The organism is Vibrio sp. Vb2131, from assembly GCF_033338535.1.
Lineage (GTDB): Bacteria > Pseudomonadota > Gammaproteobacteria > Enterobacterales > Vibrionaceae > Vibrio > Vibrio alginolyticus.
This window is the reverse complement of sequence record NZ_JAWOSW010000001.1, coordinates 304,086-329,364: the sequence shown is the minus strand read 5'-3', so window position 1 is coordinate 329,364 and position 25,279 is coordinate 304,086. Positions and strand designations below refer to the sequence as shown.

Genomic DNA, 25,279 nt, shown 5'->3' with positions numbered 1-25,279 from the left:
ACTGAGAGAATCGAACCGTTATCAAACCAACTAGGTTCATTATGAAACTTTTAGTAAGAAACTTGGCTCGTCACATGACCGAGCAAGATATCCGCAAATTATTCTCAGCGTACGGCAAAGTAGAACTGTGTTCGCTAGTGCTTGATCAAGACACGGGTTTGTCGAAAGGCTTCGGTTTTGTCATCATGCCGGACGAAGCAGAAGCCATTTCTGCTCTTGAAGCACTGAATTTGACGAACGTAGAAAAAAGCAAAATTCGCGTGAAAGTCGCACAAGACTAATACAGAGAAAAGCCAGCGTTATTGCTGGCTTTTTTGTCTTTCTATTTAGAGACCAAATTGGCAACATTCTAGAATGTCTTCTATTTTCGTTTTAGCGAGATTGATCATCAATTCTCTCTTCAAGTTGTTTCATTAAATCCTTTAACTGTAGAGAATCGAAATTGTCTGAATTCGGCACTTGGTAAGCGTCGTTGACTGTGTAGAGCATCAAACTTTTGCTAGAGAAGAACTCTTTCTGTATTTGGACTTTGACAATGTCATCAAGAGGTAGACGGAAGTAAACCGTTGAGCCCTGGCGGTACTTCAAGGTGTTGGTGCTTGCATCGATATCTAGCGTTTTAGGATTGAACGCGCGGCGCGTGAAGTACGTTGAGAGCAGTTTCAATCCTATTATTGTGAGTGCTACGAGTCCAAACTCGACGATCTTGTCTGCTAGGTAAGAAAAATAGAACAGCGACAACAATACAGTTCCTAGCAAGAAAGGGTTGTTCTTGGGCAGATTTTGTGAAGTTTCATGGATGATCATCCGACATATTCCTCGACTTTATTCAGAAGCGACGAACGTGAGTTGGTAGACACAAACCTTTCGTTCTTTGCCTTGCATGCGCAATGTTTTGTCACCGATGTAAGGGATATTTAGTTTTTGGATCACCGATTTAGAACGCTGATTGTCCACCAAATGCATCACGGTTATTCCGTTTAACTCAAAGTGCATTCGAGCAAATTCGAGTAAGGCTTTGGAGGCCTCGAATGCATAGCCTTTCCCCCAATGTGGCACGCCAACCCAGTAGCCTAATGTACCGTAGCCCTCTTCGATACGCGGTAAACTCACTGCACCAAGTAACTCCCCAGTGTTTCGCAAGGTAATAGCGTACGCCACGCCTTGATGCTGCTGATACATCGGATCGTGCCTATCTATCCATGCTTGCGCCATCGGTCGCTCATAAGGATGAGGGATGTTTGCTGTCATGTCGGCAATTCGCTTATCTCCAGCGAGTAAAGCCACTTGTTGGCAGTCATCGATATTGAATGGCCGGAGGACGAGTCTTTCGGTAGTGAGAATCGGTTGTATCGTCATGCATTTCTTCCTTGATGAGACGGCTATAGCTGCTAGCAACTGGTTTGCGGGGTAAATCGAGATAACAAGGCGTCTCGAAAGCTCGATCTAGCCAGGCGTGTAGTTGTCATGCGCCTTACTAAATAATAAGCCCGAACAATTGCTTATGTGTAATGTGTCGTATTATTACACACATAAGCACGTTTACTCATATTGATGGTACAAAAGTTGAGGTCTGACCAATGTCTCAGTTTTTTGATACTTTCGTTCAATTTTTTGAAGATAGGGCACAAAAAATTAAAGGAGCTTTTTAATTGTGGAATTATTTTGAACAAAATATGTCAATTGTCAGTAGGACGAAAAAGTAGGGAGAAGAGAAATGCCGGATATATATTGCGCAGCTTGTAGAAAATCAACGCAACATAAAGTGATTATGAAGCGTTGCGAGCCTCAGTCTGTTGACTCGTTAACAGGCAAAATGGTGAGTTTTACACAGCTGATGGCGAAATTTGTATCAGGTGAACATTATTACGAGATGGAGCCTCAATACTACTGCCGTTGTTGTAATCATCGTGCAATTGGAGAGGTTGTTCCACATCCTACACGGCATACATCGGCCGCACTCTAATTCTGAGTGATAGCCATGATTAATGGCTAAATAGGGCAGTGTTGCCCGAACGACATATCTATACAGGCGTGTCATGCGCTTTCAAATTTGCGACTCCGCGGGAGCCGCTAGGTTGCTTTTTCTCTTCATATCACGGTTACTAAGTGAGCGGCAATAATCATAGCTCTTTCCCTCCTTCGTTGTTTTCTGGTTATTCTCTGCTGAATTTCACATGCTGTGCATTTGATGGTTTGCAATTGTTTGAGCAACGATTAATGTGATGCTTTCTAAGTGGTTACAAGGAAGCGGGTTAATGAGTTATCAATTGGACCGGATTGATTTACATATTTTGAGAGTGCTTCATTCGAGAGGCAGAATTCCGGTTGTAGAACTAGCAAAGCTGATTAACTTAACGACTTCTCCATGTTCTGACCGTGTAAAGCGGCTAGAAAAAGAAGGGTATATCAATGGTTACCATGCAGAGTTGAATGCGGAAAAGTTGGGGCTGGATGTGCAAGTATTCATCCATATTCGTTTAGACCAAACCAGTTTTTCTATTTTTGAAAAGTTTGCGAAAGCGGTGGAATTGATGCCTGAAATTGAAGAGTGCTACTCGCTCTCTGGAGATTTCGATACCATGATAAAAGTTCGTGTTAAGAGCATGAAAGCGTATCAGGAGTTTATGTCGAGTAAGTTAGGCACGCTTCCGGGCGTGATTCAAACTCGTAGTGAAGTGGTCATAGAAGAACATAAAACGGGATTTGGTGTTAATCCCGAGCTCCTTGGTTAGGCGAGGCATGTGTTGAGCCTCCTTATTTAGCGTGGCTTGGTATATTACTTTTTCTCGATTAAAAAGGAGCCGAAGCTCCTTTTTTAATAAATCGGTGAGCGATTATGCCCCGATAAAGGTACTGATAACGCCAATTAAACCACCAAAAACACCGCCCCAAACGACTAGCCAGCCAAGGTGTTCTTTGATCATCTTTTGCACCATTTCTTTAACTAATGCCGGTGTTAATTCGCTTAAACGTTGATCGATGATACCTTCAATGTTCTGCTTTATCTCATCCATCATTGCAGGAGATTCGAATTGCTCTTTCAGTGCTTCTTTGATGTTATCGCTCTTGCTCAACTCAATGATGGATTCTTGCATCTTTTCGACGAAAGGTTGGCGCATGGGTTGTAGCGCTTCCGAGCCGCCAAACATCGCTAGCATGCCACCAAACTGAGAGCCTTCAATTACTTCCACTAGGGAATCAAATGCTGGATTTAAATCTACTTTCTCAATTACTGGTTGAAGATCGATGTTCACACCGCCCGCCATTTCTTTATTCAAGAATCGGTCAATGTTCGCTTCAGTAAAAAACTGTTCCATCATCAGGTTTTTGATAGCCAGTTTAAACTCTTCAAATCGCGCGGGGATCACGCCAGAACCGTATAATCCAGGCACTTTCTCAAACAGCATATGGATGGCAAGCCAGTTGGTGATGGCGCCTGAGAACGCAAACAGCCCTGCATACCAAAGATAGTCGTTTTGTAATTGATGACCTCCAGCCATCAAAGCGATAGCGAGGACATTCGTTAGCAAACTTTTGTTCATAGTGACCAGTTATATATGAATATCGGAAAGAATAAGTGGGCCTGATTCTATACCTAAGTCACATTAAGATGCTAGGTTTTGCCGTGATGAGTAGTCTTGTAGCGAAGGGAAAAAAATGAATGCTCGGAAAAACAAAACCCGACAATCATTGTCGGGCCACTGCTTTTTCTTAGAAAAACTAAGATTCTATTTTTAATTTTAGATGCGGTAGATCTTACAACAAAGTTGGCATTTCCATCTTTCTGAGTAGCCAAATAGCTTGTCAGCCCAACTTGGTTTGAGTTGTACGATCTGCATTGAACCACATTTACACATAAGCTAATTACCTTATTGTTAATATAATAACTAAGCCATCTATTGAGTATAGCTGTTTCTCAAAAAGTGAAATGACAAATGAAGACGGCTCAATACTCTGTATTGTGTTCATTGCAATGGATACGCAACGAGGCGGTATATTAGCAGAAAAAGTGTGAGCTTTATCATGGAGAGTGTTTCATATATGAGAAACCACAATAGCTATATGAGCATCTAGCCATGGATTTAAATAAAAAACGGCGCTTAAAGCGCCGTTTTTATTGAGCTTATCACTCGTTAAGAAGCGTGTTGATTGTCTAGTTCTTCAGCGATAAATCCGCCAGTTTGATGCGCCCAAAGCTGGGCGTAAATGCCGTTATTCGCAATGAGTTCTTGATGAGAACCTTGTTCAACGATGCTGCCTTTATCTAGCACGATGAGGCGATCCATTTGTGCGATGGTCGATAATCGGTGAGCGATAGCAATAACCGTTTTCCCTTGCATTAATTCATTCAAGCTTTCCTGAATCGCTGCTTCGACTTCTGAATCCAGAGCCGATGTGGCTTCATCCAGTACCAGCAATGGTGCGTCTTTGAGTAGCACACGAGATATTGCGATTCGCTGACGTTGGCCTCCAGACAGTTTTACACCACGTTCACCAACTTGCGCATCGTATCCGACATTACCAAATGGGTCGGTCAGAGTTTCGATAAACTCATGGGCATGCGCTTGCTTAGTGGCTTTCAGCAAATCTTCTTCTGTCGCATCTGGATTGCCATACAAAATATTGTCTCGAATTGAACGGTGTAACAGAGAAGTATCTTGGGTCACCATACCGATCTTTGAGCGCAAAGAGTCTTGTGTGACTTCTGATATGTTCTGTCCATCGATCTTAATGCTGCCGTCTTCGACATCGTGGAAACGAAGTAACAAGTTCACCAAAGTCGATTTCCCGGCGCCGGAGCGCCCAACCAAGCCTACTTTCTCTCCTGGTTTGATGTTGAGATCGAGATGGCTAATTACGCCTTTGTTCTCACCGTAATGGAAGCTGACGTTATCAAAGTGAATGCCTCCTTCAGTGACAACCAAGTCTTTTGCGCCTGGTTTATCTTTAATATCAATAGGCTTAGAAAGCGTTTTCATTCCATCGACAACGGTTCCCATGTTTTCAAAGAGGGCGCCAACTTCCCACATAATCCACATCGACATACCGTTTACGCGCAATGCAAGACTAACAGCAATCGCAATCGCGCCAACGCTAATGGCACTATCCAACCACAGGTAAATCGATAAAGCAGCAACGGAAAAGACCAAAATATAGTTTGAGATCTCTACAGCGACGTCGAAGCCGGTCACTAGGCGCATTTGACGATAGACCGTATTTAAAAATCCTTTCATGCCTTGCTCGGCATATTGGGTTTCGCGCTGGCTATGAGAAAACAGTTTGACGGTTTGAATATTGGTATAACTGTCGACGATGCGCCCTGTCATTGTCGAACGTGCATCGGCCTGCGCTGAAGCGACGTCTTTGAGCCTAGGGACAAAATAGATTTGGATAGCGATGTAAGCGAGTAGCCAGACAATCATTGGGATCATCAAACGCCAGTCTGCCGTCGCTAACATAATGATCATGCTGGTAAAGTAAACCGTAACGTAAACAAACACATCCATAGCTTTCATCACGGTTTCGCGCACAGCTAATGAGGTTTGCATGACTTTCGTTGCGACTCGACCTGCAAAATCATCTTGATAGAAGTTCAAGCTTTGATTGAGCAAATACCGGTGTGCAAGCCAGCGGATAGACATTGGGTAGTTGCCCAATAACGTTTGATGAACGAGCAACGAGTACAAGATCACCAATATAGGCATGACAACCAGCAATAAGGCTCCGTAGAAAATCAAATCCGATTTGTTGTCTTGTAAGAACGTTTCTGGATTGCTGGTAGACAACCAATCAACCAATTGTCCCATGGCGCCAAACAACATTACCTCAACAACAGCCACAATTGTGGCCATCAAAGACATGATGATCAAAGGCTTTTCATAACCACGAGTGTAATAACGCAGAAAAGCGAACATCCCTGAAGGAGGCTGATCCGGTGTAGATTTGGGGAACGGCTCTGTAAAGCCTTCAAATCGTTTAAACATAACTCATCCTAAAGTTAAAACAGTGCCATTTGGGGTGGCTAAATCCATCGATTCACGCTGCTTTGGACGAAACCGCGTGTATGAGAGTTTCTTGCCTGCTCCTCGATAAAGCAGACCGATTGACGAGAGGGGCGAAAAAATAGTTTAACCGATTGTGTCTTAAATGTAACTAGTTGGTTATGAGTGTGATTGTCTATGGTTCTGATTCTTATGATGAATTCTTATCATGTTCATCACGGTGCAATAAAAGCTTAAACCTGCAAAGTGACAATAAAATTTAGGGAAAAATGAACTTAATGCAGCAAAAAACACTTTTAGGCAATTAAATTAATTGTCAAAACAGCAAAACTGAAGTTAACAATAAATTTACAATCTCCTCATTCTAGTGATAAGGAATGTATTGGATGCTATTACACGAATCAGTGACCCAATTTGCTAATGGGAAAGAAGAAAGCACGCAAAGTGCTCAGCGCCAAACCGCAAACTGCGTAGTGATGGTGCCACCGAAAGAGTTTCGTTTTAATGAAGAAACCGCACAAGATAATGAGTTCCAACATAAAGTGTCACTCAGCCAAGAAGAAGTCTCACGTCGAGTAATGGCCGAGTTCGCGAGTATGGTTGCAACGCTGCGTCAAGAGGGCGTTCAAGTTGTTGAGTTTGATTATCCAACTTCAGATGTTGCAACGCCAGACGCGGTATTTCCAAACAATTGGTTTAGCACTACGCCAGATGGCACGTTGTACACCTTTCCAATGGCCTGTGAAAACCGTCAAAAAGAAGTACGTCCCGATGCACTTGTGGCAGCACTAGCGCAAGCAGGGCGAGAAGTTCATCGACGCAGCAGTCTAACTGAATATCTTGACGAGCAAGCGTATTTAGAAAGCACGGGTGTGATGGTGTTTGACCACCTAAATAAAACGGTCTACGCCGCACTCTCACAACGTTGTGATCGTCTGGTTTTAGAAGATTACGCCGATCGTATTGGCTATGAACGAGTGATTTCTTTCCAAACTCGTTTGCCGTCTGGTGCGCCGATTTATCACACCAATGTGATGATGGCGGTTGGCGAACAGTTTTGCGTGATTTGTGACGAAGTGATCCCAGAATTTGAGCGTCGTTTTGTAATGAAGTCACTCGCCAAAGACAAGCAAGTCATCTCAATTTCGCTTGATCAGATGAACCAGTTCTGCGGTAACATTCTGCAACTAGAAACGATCAACGGCGACAAGGTGATTGCGATGTCGCAATCGGCGTACGATGCATTCTCACCTGCACAAAGAAAGCAATTGGCAACGCACGGTAAATTGCTGCCATTCGACGTTTCTACCATAGAATCTATTGGTGGTGGTTCGGTTCGTTGCATGTTGGGTGAAGTGTTCTTACCGAATCGTAAAGCTGTGCTTTAATAAACTGCACATTTCTTTTCAGCCGCAGTGAAAGGCTGACGAAGCGTTCTCTTCAAGGGTTTTTAGCCGTTAGCTCTGTGGCAGTACAGACTAACGGCTTTTTTGCGCTTTTTTGTTTTCTGAAGATTTGCATCGGCGCCGCTTGGTTTAAGCGCCTAAAATAGGATGGTTCACCTAACAGATTGTGGTAAAGTCCGCGCCTGCGTTTTACCGCATCTTCATTGTTTTTATTGCCTCTTCAACCAAAAGTACAAGGTTTCGCTAATGCCATTTTCTACTCTCTCATTGAGTTCTGAGCTGATTCACGCACTGCCAAAAGACTTCAAGAAACCGACCGATATTCAAGCGTTGGCCATTCCTGAGCTGTTGGCTGGTCAAGATCTATTGGCTTTGGCAAATACAGGCAGCGGCAAAACCCTTGCTTATGGTTTGCCTTTGTTGGAAAAGCTGGGTGTCAATCCAGAGCAAAAAGCGCTGATTCTTGTGCCAACTCGTGAGCTGGCAATGCAAGTGAGTGAAGCAATTAACCAAGTTGGTCAAGTTCTTGAACTCAACGCAGTGTGTTTGTGTGGCGGCGTTGATAAAGAGCAACAACAGCAGGCGCTAGCGACAAATCCTCATATCCTTGTCGCGACGACAGGTCGTTTGGTTGATCTGGCAAACAACGGTTTAGACTTAAGCAATATCCATTACCTAGTGTTGGATGAGGCCGATCGTCTGTTGGATATGGGCTTTTGGCCTGACGTGCAAAATATTGCGGGGCTGATTTCAAACCAGCGTCAAACCGCAATGTTCTCGGCGACGTTTTCAGATGATTTGAAGGGTAAAGCGAAGCTGCTTATGCAGGCACCAAAGCAAGTTGCAGCGCATCAAGAAAACAGCACGAATCAAGACATCGTTGAAACGTTGTACATGGTCAATAAAGGCAGTAAAACCAAGGCATTGATTGAACTGATTCAAAAAAACGCGTGGACTCAGGCGTTAGTCTTTATTGGTGCGAAAGAGAATGCTGATGGCTTAGCGAAAAAGCTAAACAAAGCGGGCATCTCAACCAATGCACTGCATGGTGACAAGAGCCAAGCAGAGCGAGAAGAAGCACTGGCGCAGTTTAAATCTGGGCAAATTCAGGTGTTGATTGCCACTGATCTACTAGCGCGCGGCATTCACATTGAGCAATTACCTGTAGTGATCAACTTTGAACTGCCAATGCATGCAGAAACTTATGTTCACCGAGTAGGACGTACCGCTCGCGCAGGCGAACAAGGTGTGGCGGTGTCATTGGTTTGTCATGGTGAAATGGACGCACTAAACGCGATTCGTCACCTGACTCAACGTGCATTGCTAGTGCAAGATCTGGTTGGTTTTCCAGTAACGGATAAGCCATCAACTGGCGAGAGCAAACGCGCGCCACGCGATAAAAAAGCCAACCGCCGAACTCATGCTAAGAAGAGCATTAAGCAGTTCCAAGGTAAGTCGAAACGCCCAGCCCCGAGTGCGAAGTAAACCAAAAAAACACGCTCTGGCGGCATAGTTGGTTCAGAGCGTGGCTTAAAATTTTACTTTGGGGTGTTAACTCACAGTTGGGCCAACCAAGCGCATTTCCCAATCTTCAACTTCGCCGGTTTCTAGGCGGCGCTCGACCAGCTTGCCCCAAGACTCGACTAACGGCAGTTCAGACAGCTTAGAGAGTTCTTTTCTATCTAAACAGCCAGTGAAAACCGCACCCATGATGCGAGCCAATGGCCATTCTGGATAAGGTCTTTCGCACAGAATAATATCGTCACCTGCACCGATATCGCCTTCTTCCAGCACTCGGAAATACCAGCCTGTTCGAAGCGTATCTTGCAGTCTTCTCGCCATGTCGTGTTGGTCAAAGCGTACGTTAAGTTTCCAACAAGGCATACGACCTTGCGACACTTCCAGTAGTGTTGAGCCGATGCGAATTTTATCTTTCAAGCAAATCGTGGATTCGGTTACGCCTTTGGAGCTGATGTTTTCGCCAAAGCCGCCGGCGGATTGGAAAATGGTTCTTTCGCCTAATTCTTGTTGCCAGATTGGGTAGTGCTCGCTTGGGTAAATATGAAGCGCTTTTTGAATGCCACCATGAAAGCGCGGATCACCTTGCTCATCACTGATAAAACCGAGCTCTGTTGCATGCTGGCGCTCAGGCTGCACTTGTTTGTTGATTGCGCTTTGCGCTCCATGAGCATAAGGGACGGTTTTCCCTGCTAGCACAGCTTTTACGACGCCGATCTTCTTCATATAACCTCCTTATTATTTGAATGAGAGATAAAGTGTTTACCTTCATTCGCGATGCGGAGCATGATAGCCTAGTAAACGTGTGTCGGTGTAGGGATGAAAAGACAACTAACAATGCTAGCTCGCCAAATTGATTCGAAGTCAGGCGTCGTCACTTCCAATGAGATGATGGCCGCGAATCCCCATTCTCCTGTTTTAGTGAAAACCATCGACATGCCAAAAGGTTACATTGATTCGCTGCATCAACACACTTGGCATCAAATCATCTTTCCTATCAAAGGGTTATTGCAAACACAAACTGAGCATTATCAGCATTTGGTTCCGCACACCTCTGCGTTATTTGTTCCTGCGGGTGTTCAACACGAGTCGATTGCTCTAAGCAATACGATATTTGTTGGCATTTACCTCAACCCTGAGTTTGGCGCAACGTACGAGCCACAAGTGAGAACCATTGCTTTAACGCCGTTTTTAAATGAGCTTTTACAAGAGATCCGCAGACAGTGTGAAGGTGAGACAAGCCACGAAGAAGTGCTGCATTTGCTGGCGGTGTTGCATGATCAAATTTTGAAAAGCAACGTGCAGACATTTCAGTTATTGCTACCACAAGACAGACGACTAAAACTGATTTTCGAGCAATTGACTGACGAGCCCGCGTTAAGCTGTTCGCTAAAAGAGTGGGGGGAGAAAATTGGGGCATCGGAGCGTACTTTATCACGGTTGTTCGCCAAGGAATTCAACACTTCATTTCTGCTTTGGCGGCAACAAATTCGGCTAATTTACTCGCTTTCTTTGTTAGATGAATCGTTGCCAATCCAAGCCATTGCAGACCTAGTGGGTTATCAAAACGACTCATCCTACATCAAAGCATTTAAAGCCTATTTTGATATGACGCCACAACAGTTTAGAGTGAACGGCGCATCGCGCAGGTAGAAATACAGAGCTTCGACTTCACTTAATGCTTTTGAGTAGAAGTTACGAAACTTCCTTTTTGAATTTCAATTACATGGTATGAATAACAATGGCACCAACGATAAATACTCGAGTGAATCAATTCTGTTTTGGTCAACCCAAAACGTCGCTGTCGTTGGAAAAAGAGCCCCTCAAACCGCTTGCTCAGGGCAAGGTTCGGGTGAGACTCGAAGCTACAAACATTAACCCAAGTGACTTGCTTTCCATTCATGGTGTTGGGCAATACCGCCGCGTTCACGTACCACCTCGCGTGCCGGGATTTGAAGCGGTTGGGCGTGTGGTGGAAGTCAGTGCTGTCGGTCACGCTGGCCTTCAAGTTGGGCAAAAAGTGTTGGTGGCGATGAGTGGTACTTGGCAATACTACATCGATGCTTCGCCCGAGAATCTTTTTCCGCTACCTGAAAGTTTGGATAACGGCTATGCCTGCCAGTTGTACATCAACGCGCTAACCGCGTGGGTGATCACCACTAAAGTGGCTAAGTTGAACAAAAGTGATGTGGTGATCATCAATGCGGCAGGGTCAGCGATCGGTAAGATATTTGCCCAGCTCGCCCATTCACTGGGTTTTGCACTGATTGCTGTGACCTCAAAGCGAGACGAGTATCCGTACGATACCATTCCAGTGTTGGACGCGAAGAAAGACTTACAAGCGCAGCTGCAAACGCGCCAACTGCCACAACCAACGGTCGCTCTGGACGCGATAGGTGGTGAGGCTGGCACGGATCTTATTCGTACCTTGAAAGAAAACGGCCAATACATCAACTACGGAACATTGTCGTTAACGCCTTATACGCCTGAGTTTTTTGAATCGATGAAGGCCAACAACATCGACTTTAGTACATTCTTTTTGCGGTATTGGGAAGAATCGGTAGGTAAAGGCGGGAGAAAGACGGTGTTCGCTGAAATGTTAGAACATTTTATTAGCAGCGACATAAAGTTAAACGTTGCATATTATCTGCCGTTAGAGGACTTTCAAACAGCGATTGAAATGGTTGAGCGACGCTCGTCAGCAGTGTCAGGAAAAATCATTTTGACGCTGTGAATTACAGTGAGCCTGTTGAGAAAAGGGAGGATAAAATCCTCCCTTTTTTATGGGTTTACTTGTAATGATTGGGCTATTTTAGATGGAAGATTTGCTCTGTTTCGAGCGATGTCATCGCACGTACTTGACGCCAAATGTAATAAAAAATACCGAACATCATCAACATACTTGGGATGGCAATCATTGGGTAACTGTACAGCGTCATTTTCCCTAACTCTTCGTTAAAGGCAGCAGTACCAGAAGGGCTAGTCACAATCCAAGTCGCAAGGAAGTAGTTCATTGCAGATGAGAACGCAAAAGTACTTGCAAACAGGTAGTTAGAAGACATAAGGCAACGTTCGAACGCATCGGTTTTACCATTTTCTTTTAAACGTTGGTTAATCAACGCGAGATTCAACACTGTGTCATTCAGTACTAACTTCTGCATCAGTGGGTAGCGGGTAAACGTTGAACCCAAAACCGCTAAACCGATCAGGCCAGGAATCAGGGCTTCTTTTAGTGCTAACCAGCGTGTATCAAGCTCTAACAAGCCGATGCCACCAGTTAGTAGAACACTGATAAAGCCCAGAGCAGAAATAAAGTTAAATTTCTTGTTACGGACAAGGTCCATACCGCCATAAATGATAGGAAATAGCAAAGCGACAACCAGCGCCATTGCTGTCCCTAGATGCTCATCGCCACTAAACTTCATCAAAATGAAGGAAGGGATAAATACGTTGAAAAGGATTTCAAATAAGGGATTCGGCTTTTTCGCCGTCGTGTTACTCATAATGTTTTACTGACTCTACTCTATGTCGGCTGTTATTGTACTTTGACAAGAAGTGTTCATCTAGTCGCGCTTGATGTAAAGCGTTAAAGCGTCGAGTTGTGTAACGACTTATGAAATAGACCGGAGCATAGCCAGTTAGTTTACATGATTGACTACTTTTTGTGTCTTAATGACTCTCCTTCTGTGCGATGATCTGATTACGCGCTCTGAATAATCGAGTCGCCACTGTGTTGTGGTTGAGCCTCAAGGCTTGGGCAATTTCATCATGATTCAACCCAGCCACTAAGCTCAAGAGCAACGGCTCTCGGTATTTGGGTTCGAGAATCATCATTTGTTTTTGAAGCCAATCTTGGGCCATGTCGTAGTCACTGCCAGGGTAGGTTTTTGTCTGTATTGCACACTCATCAATGTCGACAAAATCGTACTGTTTTCTATCAAAGCGCCGAGCATTCTCACGACGCAAAATAGTAATGAGCCAAGACTTCGCGGCGTTGGGGTCATTTAATTTATCAAAGAATCGCCACGCTTTCAGAAAGGTTTCTTGCGCTAAATCTTGAGCAAGGTGGTGATCTTTGCATAACCAATACGCGAGACGGTAAATCTCTTGGTATCGATCTTTCGTCAGTGCTTCGTAACGTTTATGTTTTTCCATAGCATTAAGATAAAAAGTTTGGAGAGCACGTTGTGTCTGCCAGATGAACGACAACCCTTTTTATCGCTTTTACAGTGATAAAAAGGGTTGTTCGATTAGGAAGACAAATTCGAAGAGTTAACCTTCGAAATATCGAAGGGTGGCTCTGATTACTTTCTTACACGCTTAAAATGGTTGGTTGGAAAAACGTGAGTACTGGATGGCATCTGCGACTTCCTGAGCTTTAGACTCTGAAGTCATAAGGTGAAGTAGCTTAAGAGCAGCTTGATAGCTAACTAGGCTACCGTTCGAAGTGATAACGCCATCATCAATGACAAAATTCTGGTCGACTTGTACTTTGACTGCAGGGTAATCTCTTTGAAAGCCGTTTTCACCTCCGGCCCAAGTTGTTGCTTTTTTGCCGTTTAAAAGGCCAGCTTCGGCTAACAAATACGCGCCAGAGCAATTACTTGCCATCCAATCTGCCGCTTTTGAGGTAGTTTTAATAAAGTGAATGAGATCTTTATTTTCGATTAGTGCATCCATGTCATAGCTGGATGTTAAAACCAATACGTCGAGTTCCGGCAGATCACCAATCCAAGCATCCACACCAATTTTTAATCCTTCTTCAGTGGTGATGGTTTTCTGATCGGAGACGGAAATGGTGAGCACGTCATAATCACTAAACCAAGTGAGACGACTTGCGACGCCAAAGACCTCTAAAGGCGCAGTAACATCAGAGGTCAGTACGCCATCGTAAACCAGAATACCAATTCGTTTATCTGCGGCATGTGCTGTTTGAAGCACCCCAAAGAATAGGACTAGTGTCGCTATCAATAGTTGTAGTGCATTCTTCAATCCGTTTTTACCCATGGTTTTTTCCTCGCTAACAGAGCATCAAGTTATTGAGGTTCATTATATTTAGGCTAATTAGTGATTGAAGAGCCACTTGGTCTTTACTAAAGTGAATAAAATTCATGAATAGAGTTCATTGGTTATATGGATAAGATACGGTCCCTACGATTTTTTATTGCCACTTTAGATGGCGGTAGTTTTGCTGCGGCTGCCAAAGTGTATGGCACTGACCCTTCGACCGTGAGTAAAGCCATACATCGTCTTGAAAGCGATTTGGGTATACAGCTTTTTCAACGTTCTACGCGACAGAGCCGCCTGACAGAAGCTGGTCGTAGGTACGCAAATACTGCTAGGTTTGTACTGGAGGAGCTGGCGGCATGTGAGGATTCATTAAAAAGTCACAATGATGCGCTTTCAGGGCAGCTTAAGATTAATGTGCCAGTCTCGTACGGTCGCCTCTATATTCGTCCTTTATTAAAAGAGTTTTGCCGCCGCTACCCTAACATCACTATCGATATTCATTACGATGACGCCTACGTTGATATTATTGAGCAAGGTATTGATGTGTCGATTCGCTCTGGTGTCGTTCACGATAGTCAATTGATTGTGCGTCAGCTCAGCCCTATCGATTTTATCATTTGTGCCAGTCAGGATTACTTAGCGCGCCATGGTGTTCCGAGTGGCCCGGATGTATTCAATGACCATTCTTGGGTTCGTTTTCGTTTTAAACAAACGGGGAAACTGTTGCCGATTCGGATGCCAGAACCAGACGGTGCGAGTGAATATGACCCCGAAAGAAACTATATTGTAAATGACGGTGAATCCATGGCAGAGCTTTGCGCAGAAGGCTTAGGATTAACTCAGATCCCTCATTTTATCGCGAGAGACTGGCTTAAAGCGGGGCGTTTAGTGCCGATATTTCCAAGCATGCGCCAAGCAGGAAATGGCGTGTATCTTCTCTATGCCAACCGGGAATATGTGCCTGCCCGAGTGAGGGTGTTCATCGATTTTATCACTCAAGCAATACAGGATATGGATGAAACGCCATTCCATACTTGGGCTGAAACGTTGCCGATTTATCGACCGAACCAAGGCGATTGAAAACTTCATGTGAGTCTTTGGTTAAAAACCCCTAAGCTATATGGTGCTTTTATTGGTTTTTGTTAGTTTATTGGGCGTTATTATCGAAAAGCGCAGTTTGCTCTTCGTCACTCATAAAGGAAAGACAATGCCAACTAAGATCTTAGTGCCTGCTTTGGCCCTACTTCTCAGCGCATGTGGCGGCGACGGGGAGTCGTCAGCCCCAGCAGAAAGCGGCTCACAAAACACAGGTTCCACATCGTCACAAGGCACATTTGCCGAGCAGATGCTTGCAGCGGTCAACAGCGCCCGCTCTACTACACAACAGTGTGGCGCAACCACCATGCCACCTGTTGGGGCCCTGACTTGGAGCTACGATTTGGAAAGCGCCGCTTATCGACATTCAAGCGACATGGCGAACAGCGATTTCATGAGCCACACAGGCTCTGATGGCAGCAAGATGTCAGATCGAGTTAACGCAACGGGCTATGCTTGGAGCGCCATTGGTGAGAATGTCGCCGTAGGGCAAAGCAGCATTAACGCCGTCATTAATGCTTGGTTATCGAGTGAAGGTCACTGCCTTAATATCATGAGTGCGGATTTTGATCAGATGGGCGCGTCGCTTGTCGAAAATCACTCTGCACGCTACGGGTATTACTGGACTCAGGTTTTTGCCAAACAGCGCTAATGCGATAAAGAAGCCTGATAGATAAAATAAAACGCCAGCAGTCACTATCTGCTGGCGTTTTTGTTATTTACATCTCTTTTAGCTTGTCAGGTTACGAAGTTTTGGGTCATCCGCCAGGTATTCAACAAATTCAATCTCAAAACCTGCAGGGTCAACAAAATACACATTTTTGCGGTAAGGTTCATCAGCACCAGGTTGGGCAATCGGATAACCTGCATCGGTTAGTCTTTTGATGATTGCATCGACGTTGTTGGTCACATAAGCAAAATGCGCTAGCCCAACTTGGTGCCCGCTCAACTCGCGGTTTTCTCCTTCGCCATGGTCACTCATGGCTATGTATTGATACTCGTCGCCAAAATGTAGCCAGTTTCTTGGTTTGCCACTCCATTCGCCTTTACCTTCATCACGCACGTACCAATGTGGAAATGCAGTTTGGTAAAACTTCAGCATTTCAGGGATATCTTTCACGACTAAGTTAATATGTTCTAGTTGGATCATGATGTGCTCCTTTTTGTCATTTTCTAGCCAACGATGAATATGCTAAAACCTCAAGTAAAGTTGAGGTAAAGGGCTTTTTTGATTTTATTTGTAGACGCCATTTATAAAGGTCAGGCAGCTGACACTGAAGAGTTGGCTCACACAGAAATCATTGAAACCTTGTGCAAGATTGGAAAGATGTTACATGATGGGGACTTCCAGTTAACCGTTTGATTTAAGTAAGCAAAAGATGAAAGTTTTTACACTTAATCATGATGTTGAGAATTTCCCTTTTTTACAAGAAACTCAACTAGAGATTTCTATACAATACTCGGATGGCGATTTGCGGGAGTTATGTGGTGAGCGTGTCGCTGATACTTGGATGATTATTGATTTGGAGTGGGTGAGTGATAACCACATGCTTACAACAAAACCTGATTTTGCAATCTGGCGTGCAGGCGAGTTTGCTTGTTCTGAGTCCGCATATAATCAAATAAACGAAGCTCTTGATTCCAGTTGTGAGTTTTTGCCATTACGCGTCGCTGGCGAGCGTTGGTATGCCATAAACATACTCAAAACTTGCGATGCCATTGATAAGGATCGCACTGTGTTAAATGTAAGAGCTAATGGTAAGCCAAGTCGTGTAAAGCGGTTTAAAAAATTAGTGTTGAGTATTAAATCAATCAAATCCGGAGGCTTGTTCAGGATTGAAAATAACGGAAGCGGTGTTTACTGCAATGATGAATTAGGTGGTTTGTATGAAATTTACCATCGTTGTCAGCTAAAAGGTCTGATATTTGAAGCAGTAGAAACGAGTTAAAGCCCGCAATGTTTCACCCTAAGTGTATTTCGGCAGCTTTATTTTACTCTGTTATTTCTAGTAATAATTTGTTCCCCCCCCCCAAAAAAAAAACCAAAAAAGCCAGCAGTTAGTACCTGCTGGCAAAGTCTTTGGGCTTCTAGTTTTTTGATTTTATTTCTTGTTACTCATCGCTGTCACGGTGCCCCGATTGGTTTTCCGGGGAAGAAAACACAGCACCGTGCGCTTTGTGTCCAAGAAATTTGGAGATTAACCTTGCTTACGGATTAGGTAGTCAAATGCGCCTAAGCTTGCTTTTGCACCTTCACCCATCGCAATGATGATCTGTTTGTAAGGAACGGTTGTTGCGTCACCCGCTGCGAACACACCTTCTAGGCTAGTATCGCCACGGCTACCGACTTCAATCTCACCGCGCTCAGATAGGGCTACTTCTGAATCTTTTAGCCATTCTGTGTTTGGTACTAGACCGATTTGAACAAAGATACCTGACAGTTCAATCTCTTTGATTTCGTCTGTGTTGCGGTCTTTGTACTTCAAGCTTGTTACGCGAGTACCGTCACCCACCACTTCTGTTGTTTGCGCCATCGTGATGATGTCTACGTTTGGTAGTGAGTTCGCTTTGTCGATAAGCACTTGGTCTGCGCGAAGTACGTCTGCGAATTCAAGAACCGTTACGTGTTCTACGATACCAGCAAGGTCGATAGCTGCTTCGATGCCTGAGTTACCACCGCCGATAACCGCAGTTTTCTTGCCTTTGAACAGTGGACCGTCACAATGTGGGCAGTACGCGACACCTTTGTTGCGGTACTCTTGCTCTCCCGGAACGTTCATTTCACGCCAGCGTGCACCTGGGCTTAAGATGACACTCTTACTCTTCAGCGTTGCGCCGCTTTCAAGTTGGATGTGAATCAAACCATCTTCTGTGTGTGCTGCACCCATTAGCTTCTCAGCTTGTTGCTCAGTCACGACGTCTACATCGTATTCTTTTAGGTGTTCTGCTAGGTCAGTTGCCAGTTTTGGACCTTCAGTACGTTTTACCGAAATGAAGTTCTCAATTGCCATGGTGTCCATAACCTGACCACCAAAGCGTTTAGCAACAACACCAGTGCGAATACCTTTACGAGCAGCATAAAGAGCAGCTGCGCTACCACCAGGGCCACCGCCGACAACAAGTACGTCGTATGGGTCTTTTTCGCTTAGTGCTTTCGCCGCTTTCTCGCTCGCGCCGTCATCCAATTTGTTTAGGATTTCAGTCAGAGACATACGGCCTTGACCGAATAGCTCACCGTTCACGAATACACTTGGTACTGCCATGATGTCGCGTTGTTTCACTTCATCTTGGAACAAACCACCGTCGATCATGGTTGCTTTTACTTTCGGGTTGATCGCCGCCATCATGTTGAACGCTTGAACCACGTCCGGACAGTTTTGACACGACAGTGAAATGAAGATTTCTACGTCTAGATCTTTGTCTAGTGCTGCGATTTGCTCAATCACTTCTGGTTCTAGTTTGATTGGGTGACCGCCAGAGTGAAGCAGTGCCAATACTAGAGAGGTAAATTCGTGACCCATTGGCAAGCCTGCAAAGCGTAGTGCTGTGCCTTTAGCTGGGTTAGTTACCGCCATCACTGGTTTACGTGCGCTTGCGTTGTCGTCACGTTCAACGGTGATTAGGTCGCTCATCTCTGCGATTTGGTTCGCTAGAGACAAAATGTCATTCGATGCTTTGCTTTCATCTAGACTAACCACTAAACGAACTTCTTCTTTTACATTAGCCAGATATTGTTTGAGTTGTTGTTGGATCGCTTGGTCTAACATAGTTGTTACTACCTTAATTAAATAGTTACCAATCAAAACAAGTATTTGTTCATTGTTGCTAGCTAAAATCGTTGATAACTGCGTTATAGATTTTGTAGTTAGAGTAACTAGCTATCGAAAATCTATGCCTGGTTCTAAACGATTTTTTCTACGCAATTACTGCACACCTACTTATTCAGATAGGTAATAAAAAGTGGTTACTGTAGATAAAACCTGAGGGGGAGAGAGCAAATCAGGCAGAAGGTCGTCAAGGTATCTAACCTGAAGTGCTCTCTAATTCAGTTCTAATCAGAAAAAGGAAATCGGAACTGATTAGAACTTAAATTTCAGTGGCTTAGATTTTGCCAACTAGGTCTAGTGATGGAGCTAGTGTCTCTTCACCTTCTTTCCATTTAGCTGGGCAAACTTCGCCTGGGTGCGCTGCTACGTATTGAGCTGCTTTCACTTTGCGTAGTAGGTCTTCTGCGTCACGACCGATACCTTCAGCAGTGATTTCCATTGCTTGGATAGTACCTTCTGGGTCGATTAGGAACGTTGCACGGTCTGCAAGACCTTGACCTTCACGCATCACACCGAAGTTGTTTGTGATGTTGCCTGTTTGGTCGCCAAGCATGTAGTACTGAATCTTACCGATTGTGTCTGAGCTGTCGTGCCATGCTTTGTGAGTGAAGTGTGTGTCAGTTGATACTGAGTAAACTTCTACGCCACGTTTTTGTAGCTCTTCGTAGTGGTCTGCTAGGTCGCCCAGTTCTGTTGGACATACAAACGTAAAGTCTGCTGGGTAGAAGAAGAATACTGCCCATTTACCTAGGACGTCTTGTTCTGTTACTTCAACGAATTCGCCGTTTTTGTACGCTGTAGCTGCAAATGGTTTGATTTGAGTATTAATCATAATTTACTTTCCTTTGAATGTTTTAAGCTGAGCTGTTGTTGCTTTCGGAAAGTATATTCTCATCGGAGTGTGTTTAAGGAAAATCGCTTGTAACTATCCTATTGATAGCCATTTCCTATTTCACTTGATAGGCATATCCGATGTAAGTGGGTTTGCATTGATAGGTTTTATTGAAGATGAAGGCGGATTAGCAATAGAGAATACTGATGATGACCTTAAGTGGATGTTCTGAACAAGATCGAAAGAGCCTGCATCTCGGCAGGCTCTTTCTAATAGGAAGTGGTGAAGCGGATGCTTCTATCTTGTTAGCTCAGGTTGTCGAGCACTTTGCCACACAACTTCTTCAGCATGATCATTTCATCTAGCTCTAAGGTGATTTTACACATCATGGCGTTTGGCACCGACTTAGCTTGCTCTTTAAGGGCACGACCTTGCTCTGTTAGGTTGAGTACGCGAACGCGCTCATCGGTTTCACTGCGACCACGCTCTACATAGCCTTTTGCTTCTAAGCGTTTAAGCAGCGGTGTGAGTGTGCCTGAGTCCAAATGCAGTTGTGACCCCAATTCTTTTACGCTGGCACCGTCTTTCTCCCACAGCACCATCATCACTAAGTACTGCGAATAAGTCAGATCAAGCTCGTCCAACAACGGGCGGTACGCTCGGATCACTGCATTTGCTGCGCTGTAGAGCGGGAAGCAAACTTGGTTTTCGAGTAAGAGTTTATCGTCGTTGGTCATGGTGTTGTCGGTGTAACACTGGCTCATTGGCGCTGCCTACCTGCTCATAGAGAAAGAGAGTCATAAAATAAATTGTGCACAATATAGTTGCAAACGATCTTTACTTCGATATAAGATTGCAAGCAATTAAATTGTGCACAACTTAAATTAAGAAGGACACTCGCATGACTACTCTATACAAAACTCAAGCTACCGCTTTGGCTGGTCGTAATGGTCAAGTAAAAACAGATGACGGTCTTCTCGATCTAGAGCTGTCATACCCGAAGGAAATGGGCGGCACAGGCGCAGCAACTAACCCAGAACAGCTTTTTGCAGCGGGCTATTCAGCGTGTTTTTCTAACGCGATTTTGCACGTAGCACGTGAAGGTAAAGTAAACCTGAAAAGCGCTCCTGTAACGGCAGAAGTGGGCATCGGTCCGAACGATAACGGCGGCTTTGCACTAACAGTGAGCCTAGCCGTAGAGCTAGACATGCCACAAGAACAAGCGCTAGAACTAACGCGCATTGCACACCAAGTTTGCCCATACTCAAACGCAGTTCGTGGCAACATTGATGTGGTAGTAACGGTAAACGGCGAAGCAATTTAAGCGGTTCTTATCACTGCACAAAGACAAGAAAGCCTGAAAGTACGCAGGCTTTTTCTATATTTGAAGTAGGAGTCTAAATTCAAACTTAATTTGGTTTGTTCGAAATGCACAGGTATAGTTGGCAAGATTAGGTCAAAATCTAAACGAAAAATAGAATGTGATTAGCACTTTCTATTGATTCAAATATTTCGGTCAAACCTGCAGTATAGTTCGGCTGGATTCGCTTGTTGTTACACCAGCGAGGTTGCCGATAGGAGTCATGTGATGAGCACTGAAACGGTAAGTTATCTAAAAAAGAATGCTGCGAAGCTTGAACTGGATGAGCCAATGACGATTACGCAAAATGGTAAGCCTATTTATGTCGTTGAGTCTTATGAAGAACGTCAGAAGCGTGATGAAGCCATTGCTTTAATGAAGTTTGTTAGCTTTGCTCAAAATGATGTTGCGAATGAACGTGTAAAGTCATCAGAAGATATGAAGAGCACGTTAGCAGCACTCAAAGATTGAGTTTGATACGAGCATGGAAGCAAAAGTTCTCTATACACAAACCTTTGAAAATACGGCTATTCAGAGTATTAACTATTTATCGAACTGGAGCGCTCGCAACGATGTGATTGATAGATTAATTGCGGTTCAGCAGAGGTTTGAACACAACGTTTTGAATAACCCGTCTATCTATCCCCCTTGTTATGAACTGACAACAATCGGTGTTTACGACATCCGGCAATTTAGCTTTGATGGATTCAAGCTGCTTTACCGAATTGGTGACAAAAATACTATCTATGCTCTAGTGATTCTGAGTGACAAACAAAACCTACAAAACGCATTGATTGACCACTGCATCATGTTCAAATGATTCTATGAGAGACCGCATTAACGCGGTCTCTTTTGCTTTCTGGCTCTAGTGTATTAACGCGACTCTAGCGGGTAAGAGCGGTAGCTCCACATACCGTAGGTACGCAGTGCATCGCGGTAGATACCAAGCAATTCGCCATCGCTGGCTTTGGCTAAGTCTTTCAGTGGCTTGTCTGGATAGCTCACTGTGTCAAAAGTGATGTCTTGCGGGCCAGTTTGCCAGCTTGCGATTTCAAACAAGGTTTGACCACGACGTACGTGGCTCGCTGAGCTGATGATGGTCGCGTGTTTGATGTTATGACGCGCCAATGCGTAGCTGCTGAATAGGGCGTTACCTACCGTGCTGGTGGCGTAGTTTTCTTCAATGATGCGATCTTTGCTGATGCCTTTTTCAATCAGCCAATCTGCCATTAACTTGCCTTCGGTTTTGTGGTTCTTCGGTACACCACCCGTCAATACGATCAATGCGTCTGGATTTGCTTTCGTCATTGCTAACGTAGTTTCCAAACGCTCAACCAAGATTTGATGCATTGAACCATCTGGGTTCAGCGCGTATCCCAACGTGACGATTGCGCCTTTGTCATCCAATTTGCCTTTGTCGGCTTTCTCTTTTAGCGGCGTGGCAAGTACGCGGTCAACGGTGTCGAAGATGCGTTGGATGTCTGCCGCTTTACCTGCATTGAGCTTCATGAGCGTCGCCATGTGTTTCGCTGATTCTGCTTGGTTGCCCTCAAAGCGTTGCCATACCGCTAAGTAAGCGTGCAAATCCACATCGTCTGGTGCGACCGAAAGGGCTTGTTCAAACAGTTCAATCGCGCGGTCTGCATTCTTGTTGTAGATCTGCGCGTTGGCCGCAGAAATCAGTAGGTCAGTGCGGTACGGCTCAAGTTTGTAGGCTTCTAGTAAGCGGTCGGTGACAATCTCCATGTTGCTCGGCATTTTGGCGGTAAAACCTGCGTGCGAGATACGCGCAGGGGATTTGAATGCTTGTACCGCGTCATTCAGCAATTGGTCGACAACCTGACGTTTAGTGACGATCTGTGAGTAGTCGGTGGAAGATTGGACAGCAGCATCGTTAGCCGCGATAGAGTATGGGGCAGCAGTCAGCGCAATCACGCTACCAAGAGCAATGGCAAGTAAGTTCTTCTTCATGGAATGTCCTAGAGGTGCTGTAGTACCTAGTTTTTATTGTGCCTAGCGTTGTAGGTCGAACGGGGTCGATGGAGTTTTTTTCAGTCTAGGTTCGCTTCATGAATAATCTGTGAAATGAATCCCAACTCAGCCGAGCGAATGAACGCGCGTGGTCAAAACGCGAAGTAGGATCACGAAAATACTGAGGTATTCGTTCGTGTTCTAAGTCATTGGATTAAAAGATAAACAGCGTTTGGAAGAACGGATTTAAGCAACCAGAGTAAGAAATGAAAAAGCCTGCAACGATGCAGGCTTTTGGTTTATTTGATAGCAGTGCAGAAGCTAACGTCTGCATGGTGCGTTTGTGGGTCGAAGCTGTGGTAAAGCTCAAAGCAAGGACGGTCGTCGTTCTCAATACCGGATTCAATCACTTTGCTCATGACATCATCCCACGCTTTTGAGTATTGGCTCGGGTCAGTAATGTGCTGGCGCATCACCGCGTATTGACCGCCGGGGAAGTCTTGCAGCTCAATGCCTTTCGGAACTTCGGTATCTTCTGGCACCATCAAGCAGATATCAGTGCGACACTTCTCGTCTGGCGTGATTTCAGGATTATCATGGTAGATGAAGATGCAGGTATTGCCTGCCAAATCTTTCATTCCTGCCCATTGATACAAGCGACCTGATGGCTCCTCATAGCCTTGGCCGTAAGGGCCGTTTACGCGAATGTAAGCCAGTTTTGCTTTTTCAAAGTTTTGCGTTTCCATTGTCATGCTCCATTTGGTGAGTTCAGAGCCAGTATATGAATCGCTTGGTGTTACTTCGTTTCCATTCTTGCGCAACGTGTGTCCAATCTTGCTGTTTCGTGCTAATTCAGAAAACTGCTGGTAGTTTTCGCAGTCGCGAAAGGCCGTAGGTGTAACGCCATAATGTTGTTTGAAGGCTTTGGCTAAGCTCTGTGAGCTAGAAAATCCGTACTCTAAGGCAATGTTTAATACCGGTTGCTTGGATTTGAATAAGTCATCGGCGGCGGCTTCTAGACGCAAACGTCGAATGAAATCAGCCAATGTCTCGCCTTGCACGGCTTTGAAGGTGCGATGAAAGTGATAAGGAGAAAGGTTCGCCAGCGCGGCCACTTCTGGCAGATTGAGTGGTTCATTAAAGTGTTGTTCTAAATAACGAATCACAGGAACCAGTCGTTGGTGGTAGTCGACGCGCATCGGGGGATTTCCTTGTTCTGTTCAGCTTGTTTTCTCTGCTCAAAGCCTACCGCAATCCAACAAGCTTGCAAGGGAGCAGCGTGAGAAATGCGTGGCGAGATGAGCGTCAATCAGTCACACTCAACGAGCAGATGTTTAAGCAAAAACGTTGCGCCCATTATCTTTACTAACCGCTAGGACAATCATGATAGCTTGGAAACAGTCTCTGCCAGAGTACGAATGGCTCATTCATCAAGTTTGGTACTTGGAAGTGCCAGAGGGTGAAGTCATTGACCCCAAGCCGCACCTTATCCCAAACCCGCGTGCTCATTTACTCTTTACGCCACCAGAGCAAGGCTACAGCTACGACACGGGACACACAAAGCTTACTGGCAAAGGCTGCCATTTATTAACGGCTAACGAACATTTGCTGCTGTTGGAAGATACGGCTCCCATCAAGCGTATTGGTATCACCTTTCGCCCAGAGGGTTTGTATGCCATTGAGTCACGGTTTACTGAGGCATCCCAAGTTGCAGCAATTAACCAATGCGAATGGTTTGATTGGCTCAACACGGCCTTTGATGAGCGCTTTCAACAAGGGTTATGGCAGCTAGAGTTGCAAGATTCACCGCAATGTTTGCTGAACTACATCAAACAACATCTAGATGCGTTAGATATCGAAGCTTGCCGTACCAAACCGTTTTTGGCATCACAAAAAGCGGTGTCGGTAATGGATGCTCAAGCGCTACGTTCACCTGAGTTAGCGATGGATGTTGATGAGATAGCCAAACAATGCGCCTGTTCTCGAAGAACGCTTGAGCGCAGTTTCAAGCAGGTGGTGGGGTTGAGTGTTAAGCAGTATCAACAAATGGCACGTCTGGAGCAGATGATTTTGACCCTCTACAAGCAACAAGAGGCGATTGATTGGGCGAGCTTCTCACAGCAATTTGGTTTCAGTGACCAATCGCATTTGATTCGTACCCTCAAACAGCAGCTAAGAAAAACACCGAGCAAGTACTTGAAAAAGCGCGACTTAACCATCGATATCTATGGCGATTTTGAGTCGTAATACATCGC

The 25,279-nt window shown here is 44.8% G+C and carries 28 protein-coding genes; 14 read left to right on the top strand and 14 right to left on the bottom strand.

Going from position 1 to position 25,279, the window contains the following annotated elements:
- Positions 1-41: 41 nt before the first annotated feature.
- A complete protein-coding gene (locus R7E38_RS01430) occupies positions 42-281 on the top strand; it encodes an RNA recognition motif domain-containing protein (RefSeq protein ID WP_005374587.1) in 240 nt (79 codons plus the stop codon).
- Between the two features lie 91 nt (positions 282-372).
- Here the strand turns inward: R7E38_RS01430 and R7E38_RS01425 are convergent, their stop codons facing one another.
- Both R7E38_RS01425 and R7E38_RS01420 read right to left on the bottom strand, forming a co-directional pair.
- Positions 373-807, bottom strand: a complete 435-nt coding sequence (locus R7E38_RS01425) for a hypothetical protein (RefSeq protein WP_017820067.1) — start codon at positions 805-807, stop codon at positions 373-375.
- Between the two features lie 18 nt (positions 808-825).
- Positions 826-1,359, bottom strand: coding sequence for a GNAT family N-acetyltransferase (locus R7E38_RS01420; RefSeq protein WP_085569453.1), 534 nt, complete (start codon positions 1,357-1,359; stop codon positions 826-828).
- Between the two features lie 358 nt (positions 1,360-1,717).
- Between R7E38_RS01420 and R7E38_RS01415 the strand changes: the two genes are divergently transcribed.
- Positions 1,718-1,966, top strand: a complete 249-nt coding sequence (locus R7E38_RS01415; RefSeq protein WP_005374593.1) for a hypothetical protein — start codon at positions 1,718-1,720, stop codon at positions 1,964-1,966.
- 292 nt (positions 1,967-2,258) lie between these two features.
- The gene (locus R7E38_RS01410; protein WP_005374595.1) at positions 2,259-2,735 is read left to right on the top strand and encodes an Lrp/AsnC family transcriptional regulator; all 477 of its coding nucleotides are present in this window, start codon (positions 2,259-2,261) and stop codon (positions 2,733-2,735) included.
- A gap of 102 nt (positions 2,736-2,837) precedes the next feature.
- Here R7E38_RS01410 and R7E38_RS01405 read toward each other — a convergent pair whose 3' ends face one another.
- Positions 2,838-3,545 carry a DUF445 domain-containing protein gene (locus R7E38_RS01405; RefSeq protein WP_005374596.1) on the bottom strand — a complete coding sequence of 236 codons (708 nt, stop codon included), beginning with the start codon at positions 3,543-3,545 and terminating at the stop codon, positions 2,838-2,840.
- A gap of 591 nt (positions 3,546-4,136) precedes the next feature.
- Positions 4,137-5,987, bottom strand: a complete 1,851-nt coding sequence (locus R7E38_RS01400; RefSeq protein WP_158173299.1) for an ABC transporter ATP-binding protein — start codon at positions 5,985-5,987, stop codon at positions 4,137-4,139.
- Positions 5,988-6,391: 404 nt separating this feature from the next.
- Here R7E38_RS01400 and R7E38_RS01395 point away from each other — a divergent pair, with 404 nt between their 5' ends.
- Together R7E38_RS01395 and R7E38_RS01390 are read left to right on the top strand one after the other, a co-directional pair.
- Complete coding sequence (locus R7E38_RS01395; protein ID WP_033906610.1) at positions 6,392-7,393, top strand: arginine deiminase-related protein; 1,002 nt, start codon at positions 6,392-6,394, stop codon at positions 7,391-7,393.
- A 264-nt stretch (positions 7,394-7,657) separates the two neighbouring features.
- Positions 7,658-8,896, top strand: coding sequence for a DEAD/DEAH box helicase (locus R7E38_RS01390; RefSeq protein WP_054575374.1), 1,239 nt, complete (start codon positions 7,658-7,660; stop codon positions 8,894-8,896).
- Between the two features lie 66 nt (positions 8,897-8,962).
- On the opposite strand, the gene R7E38_RS01385 is transcribed toward R7E38_RS01390, so the two are convergent.
- Positions 8,963-9,655 carry an MOSC domain-containing protein gene (locus R7E38_RS01385; protein WP_213897464.1) on the bottom strand — a complete coding sequence of 231 codons (693 nt, stop codon included), beginning with the start codon at positions 9,653-9,655 and terminating at the stop codon, positions 8,963-8,965.
- A gap of 111 nt (positions 9,656-9,766) precedes the next feature.
- Here R7E38_RS01385 and R7E38_RS01380 point away from each other — a divergent pair, with 111 nt between their 5' ends.
- Together R7E38_RS01380 and R7E38_RS01375 are read left to right on the top strand one after the other, a co-directional pair.
- On the top strand, positions 9,767-10,582 hold the full coding sequence (locus R7E38_RS01380) for an AraC family transcriptional regulator (protein ID WP_226082824.1): 816 nt from the start codon (positions 9,767-9,769) through the stop codon (positions 10,580-10,582).
- Positions 10,583-10,670: 88 nt separating this feature from the next.
- A complete protein-coding gene (locus R7E38_RS01375) occupies positions 10,671-11,663 on the top strand; it encodes a zinc-dependent alcohol dehydrogenase family protein (RefSeq protein ID WP_213897465.1) in 993 nt (330 codons plus the stop codon).
- Between the two features lie 73 nt (positions 11,664-11,736).
- Here R7E38_RS01375 and R7E38_RS01370 read toward each other — a convergent pair whose 3' ends face one another.
- The 3 genes from R7E38_RS01370 to R7E38_RS01360 form a co-directional block, all read right to left on the bottom strand.
- A complete protein-coding gene (locus tag R7E38_RS01370; RefSeq protein ID WP_005383527.1) occupies positions 11,737-12,432 on the bottom strand; it encodes a VC0807 family protein in 696 nt (231 codons plus the stop codon).
- A gap of 166 nt (positions 12,433-12,598) precedes the next feature.
- Positions 12,599-13,129, bottom strand: coding sequence for a sigma-70 family RNA polymerase sigma factor (locus tag R7E38_RS01365; RefSeq protein ID WP_255209459.1), 531 nt, complete (start codon positions 13,127-13,129; stop codon positions 12,599-12,601).
- Positions 13,130-13,249: 120 nt separating this feature from the next.
- The gene (locus R7E38_RS01360) at positions 13,250-13,936 is read right to left on the bottom strand and encodes a DJ-1/PfpI family protein (protein WP_005374612.1); all 687 of its coding nucleotides are present in this window, start codon (positions 13,934-13,936) and stop codon (positions 13,250-13,252) included.
- Positions 13,937-14,062: 126 nt separating this feature from the next.
- Between R7E38_RS01360 and R7E38_RS01355 the strand changes: the two genes are divergently transcribed.
- Complete coding sequence (locus R7E38_RS01355; RefSeq protein ID WP_017820076.1) at positions 14,063-15,019, top strand: LysR family transcriptional regulator; 957 nt, start codon at positions 14,063-14,065, stop codon at positions 15,017-15,019.
- 127 nt (positions 15,020-15,146) lie between these two features.
- Positions 15,147-15,686, top strand: a complete 540-nt coding sequence (locus tag R7E38_RS01350) for a CAP domain-containing protein (protein ID WP_017634523.1) — start codon at positions 15,147-15,149, stop codon at positions 15,684-15,686.
- A 78-nt stretch (positions 15,687-15,764) separates the two neighbouring features.
- Here the strand turns inward: R7E38_RS01350 and R7E38_RS01345 are convergent, their stop codons facing one another.
- Positions 15,765-16,184: a VOC family protein gene (locus tag R7E38_RS01345; RefSeq protein ID WP_005374615.1), complete on the bottom strand. Its 420-nt coding sequence runs from the start codon at positions 16,182-16,184 to the stop codon at positions 15,765-15,767.
- A 229-nt stretch (positions 16,185-16,413) separates the two neighbouring features.
- Between R7E38_RS01345 and R7E38_RS01340 the strand changes: the two genes are divergently transcribed.
- Positions 16,414-16,983, top strand: a complete 570-nt coding sequence (locus R7E38_RS01340) for a hypothetical protein (protein WP_064369556.1) — start codon at positions 16,414-16,416, stop codon at positions 16,981-16,983.
- Positions 16,984-17,232: 249 nt separating this feature from the next.
- Here the strand turns inward: R7E38_RS01340 and ahpF are convergent, their stop codons facing one another.
- The 3 genes from ahpF to R7E38_RS01325 form a co-directional block, all read right to left on the bottom strand.
- Positions 17,233-18,801, bottom strand: a complete 1,569-nt coding sequence (gene ahpF, locus R7E38_RS01335) for an alkyl hydroperoxide reductase subunit F (RefSeq protein WP_318081646.1) — start codon at positions 18,799-18,801, stop codon at positions 17,233-17,235.
- A 334-nt stretch (positions 18,802-19,135) separates the two neighbouring features.
- On the bottom strand, positions 19,136-19,693 hold the full coding sequence (gene ahpC / locus R7E38_RS01330; RefSeq protein WP_005374632.1) for an alkyl hydroperoxide reductase subunit C: 558 nt from the start codon (positions 19,691-19,693) through the stop codon (positions 19,136-19,138).
- A gap of 305 nt (positions 19,694-19,998) precedes the next feature.
- On the bottom strand, positions 19,999-20,457 hold the full coding sequence (locus R7E38_RS01325; RefSeq protein WP_064369557.1) for a MarR family winged helix-turn-helix transcriptional regulator: 459 nt from the start codon (positions 20,455-20,457) through the stop codon (positions 19,999-20,001).
- Positions 20,458-20,594: 137 nt separating this feature from the next.
- Here R7E38_RS01325 and R7E38_RS01320 point away from each other — a divergent pair, with 137 nt between their 5' ends.
- From R7E38_RS01320 to R7E38_RS01310, 3 genes are all read left to right on the top strand, one after another.
- A complete protein-coding gene (locus R7E38_RS01320) occupies positions 20,595-21,017 on the top strand; it encodes an organic hydroperoxide resistance protein (RefSeq protein ID WP_064369558.1) in 423 nt (140 codons plus the stop codon).
- Positions 21,018-21,281: 264 nt separating this feature from the next.
- On the top strand, positions 21,282-21,524 hold the full coding sequence (locus R7E38_RS01315) for a type II toxin-antitoxin system Phd/YefM family antitoxin (RefSeq protein WP_005383516.1): 243 nt from the start codon (positions 21,282-21,284) through the stop codon (positions 21,522-21,524).
- Positions 21,525-21,537: 13 nt separating this feature from the next.
- Positions 21,538-21,873: a type II toxin-antitoxin system RelE/ParE family toxin gene (locus R7E38_RS01310; protein WP_020195558.1), complete on the top strand. Its 336-nt coding sequence runs from the start codon at positions 21,538-21,540 to the stop codon at positions 21,871-21,873.
- Positions 21,874-21,926: 53 nt separating this feature from the next.
- Here R7E38_RS01310 and R7E38_RS01305 read toward each other — a convergent pair whose 3' ends face one another.
- Together R7E38_RS01305 and R7E38_RS01300 are read right to left on the bottom strand one after the other, a co-directional pair.
- Entirely contained in the window at positions 21,927-23,024 is a 1,098-nt protein-coding gene (locus R7E38_RS01305; protein WP_226082704.1) for an ElyC/SanA/YdcF family protein, read from the bottom strand.
- A gap of 299 nt (positions 23,025-23,323) precedes the next feature.
- On the bottom strand, positions 23,324-24,223 hold the full coding sequence (locus R7E38_RS01300; RefSeq protein ID WP_226082705.1) for a GyrI-like domain-containing protein: 900 nt from the start codon (positions 24,221-24,223) through the stop codon (positions 23,324-23,326).
- Positions 24,224-24,407: 184 nt separating this feature from the next.
- On the opposite strand from R7E38_RS01300, the gene R7E38_RS01295 reads away from it, so the two are divergent.
- On the top strand, positions 24,408-25,271 hold the full coding sequence (locus R7E38_RS01295; RefSeq protein ID WP_226082706.1) for a helix-turn-helix domain-containing protein: 864 nt from the start codon (positions 24,408-24,410) through the stop codon (positions 25,269-25,271).
- Positions 25,272-25,279: the final 8 nt, after the last annotated feature.

Excerpts from the sequence above, each read along its gene's own strand:
- R7E38_RS01430 (WP_005374587.1), top strand. The coding sequence starts at position 42 with ATGAAACTTTTAGTAAGAAACTTGGCTCGTCACATGACCGAGCAAGAT.
- R7E38_RS01425 (WP_017820067.1), bottom strand. The coding sequence starts at position 807 with ATGATCATCCATGAAACTTCACAAAATCTGCCCAAGAACAACCCTTTC.
- R7E38_RS01420 (WP_085569453.1), bottom strand. The coding sequence starts at position 1,359 with ATGACGATACAACCGATTCTCACTACCGAAAGACTCGTCCTCCGGCCA.
- R7E38_RS01415 (WP_005374593.1), top strand. The coding sequence starts at position 1,718 with ATGCCGGATATATATTGCGCAGCTTGTAGAAAATCAACGCAACATAAA.
- R7E38_RS01410 (WP_005374595.1), top strand. The coding sequence starts at position 2,259 with ATGAGTTATCAATTGGACCGGATTGATTTACATATTTTGAGAGTGCTT.
- R7E38_RS01405 (WP_005374596.1), bottom strand. The coding sequence starts at position 3,545 with ATGAACAAAAGTTTGCTAACGAATGTCCTCGCTATCGCTTTGATGGCT.
- R7E38_RS01400 (WP_158173299.1), bottom strand. The coding sequence starts at position 5,987 with ATGTTTAAACGATTTGAAGGCTTTACAGAGCCGTTCCCCAAATCTACA.
- R7E38_RS01395 (WP_033906610.1), top strand. The coding sequence starts at position 6,392 with ATGCTATTACACGAATCAGTGACCCAATTTGCTAATGGGAAAGAAGAA.
- R7E38_RS01390 (WP_054575374.1), top strand. The coding sequence starts at position 7,658 with ATGCCATTTTCTACTCTCTCATTGAGTTCTGAGCTGATTCACGCACTG.
- R7E38_RS01385 (WP_213897464.1), bottom strand. The coding sequence starts at position 9,655 with ATGAAGAAGATCGGCGTCGTAAAAGCTGTGCTAGCAGGGAAAACCGTC.
- R7E38_RS01380 (WP_226082824.1), top strand. The coding sequence starts at position 9,767 with ATGCTAGCTCGCCAAATTGATTCGAAGTCAGGCGTCGTCACTTCCAAT.
- R7E38_RS01375 (WP_213897465.1), top strand. The coding sequence starts at position 10,671 with ATGGCACCAACGATAAATACTCGAGTGAATCAATTCTGTTTTGGTCAA.
- R7E38_RS01370 (WP_005383527.1), bottom strand. The coding sequence starts at position 12,432 with ATGAGTAACACGACGGCGAAAAAGCCGAATCCCTTATTTGAAATCCTT.
- R7E38_RS01360 (WP_005374612.1), bottom strand. The coding sequence starts at position 13,936 with ATGGGTAAAAACGGATTGAAGAATGCACTACAACTATTGATAGCGACA.
- R7E38_RS01355 (WP_017820076.1), top strand. The coding sequence starts at position 14,063 with ATGGATAAGATACGGTCCCTACGATTTTTTATTGCCACTTTAGATGGC.
- R7E38_RS01350 (WP_017634523.1), top strand. The coding sequence starts at position 15,147 with ATGCCAACTAAGATCTTAGTGCCTGCTTTGGCCCTACTTCTCAGCGCA.
- R7E38_RS01345 (WP_005374615.1), bottom strand. The coding sequence starts at position 16,184 with ATGATCCAACTAGAACATATTAACTTAGTCGTGAAAGATATCCCTGAA.
- R7E38_RS01340 (WP_064369556.1), top strand. The coding sequence starts at position 16,414 with ATGAAAGTTTTTACACTTAATCATGATGTTGAGAATTTCCCTTTTTTA.
- ahpF (WP_318081646.1), bottom strand. The coding sequence starts at position 18,801 with ATGTTAGACCAAGCGATCCAACAACAACTCAAACAATATCTGGCTAAT.
- ahpC (WP_005374632.1), bottom strand. The coding sequence starts at position 19,693 with ATGATTAATACTCAAATCAAACCATTTGCAGCTACAGCGTACAAAAAC.
- R7E38_RS01325 (WP_064369557.1), bottom strand. The coding sequence starts at position 20,457 with ATGAGCCAGTGTTACACCGACAACACCATGACCAACGACGATAAACTC.
- R7E38_RS01320 (WP_064369558.1), top strand. The coding sequence starts at position 20,595 with ATGACTACTCTATACAAAACTCAAGCTACCGCTTTGGCTGGTCGTAAT.
- R7E38_RS01315 (WP_005383516.1), top strand. The coding sequence starts at position 21,282 with ATGAGCACTGAAACGGTAAGTTATCTAAAAAAGAATGCTGCGAAGCTT.
- R7E38_RS01310 (WP_020195558.1), top strand. The coding sequence starts at position 21,538 with ATGGAAGCAAAAGTTCTCTATACACAAACCTTTGAAAATACGGCTATT.
- R7E38_RS01305 (WP_226082704.1), bottom strand. The coding sequence starts at position 23,024 with ATGAAGAAGAACTTACTTGCCATTGCTCTTGGTAGCGTGATTGCGCTG.
- R7E38_RS01300 (WP_226082705.1), bottom strand. The coding sequence starts at position 24,223 with ATGCGCGTCGACTACCACCAACGACTGGTTCCTGTGATTCGTTATTTA.
- R7E38_RS01295 (WP_226082706.1), top strand. The coding sequence starts at position 24,408 with ATGATAGCTTGGAAACAGTCTCTGCCAGAGTACGAATGGCTCATTCAT.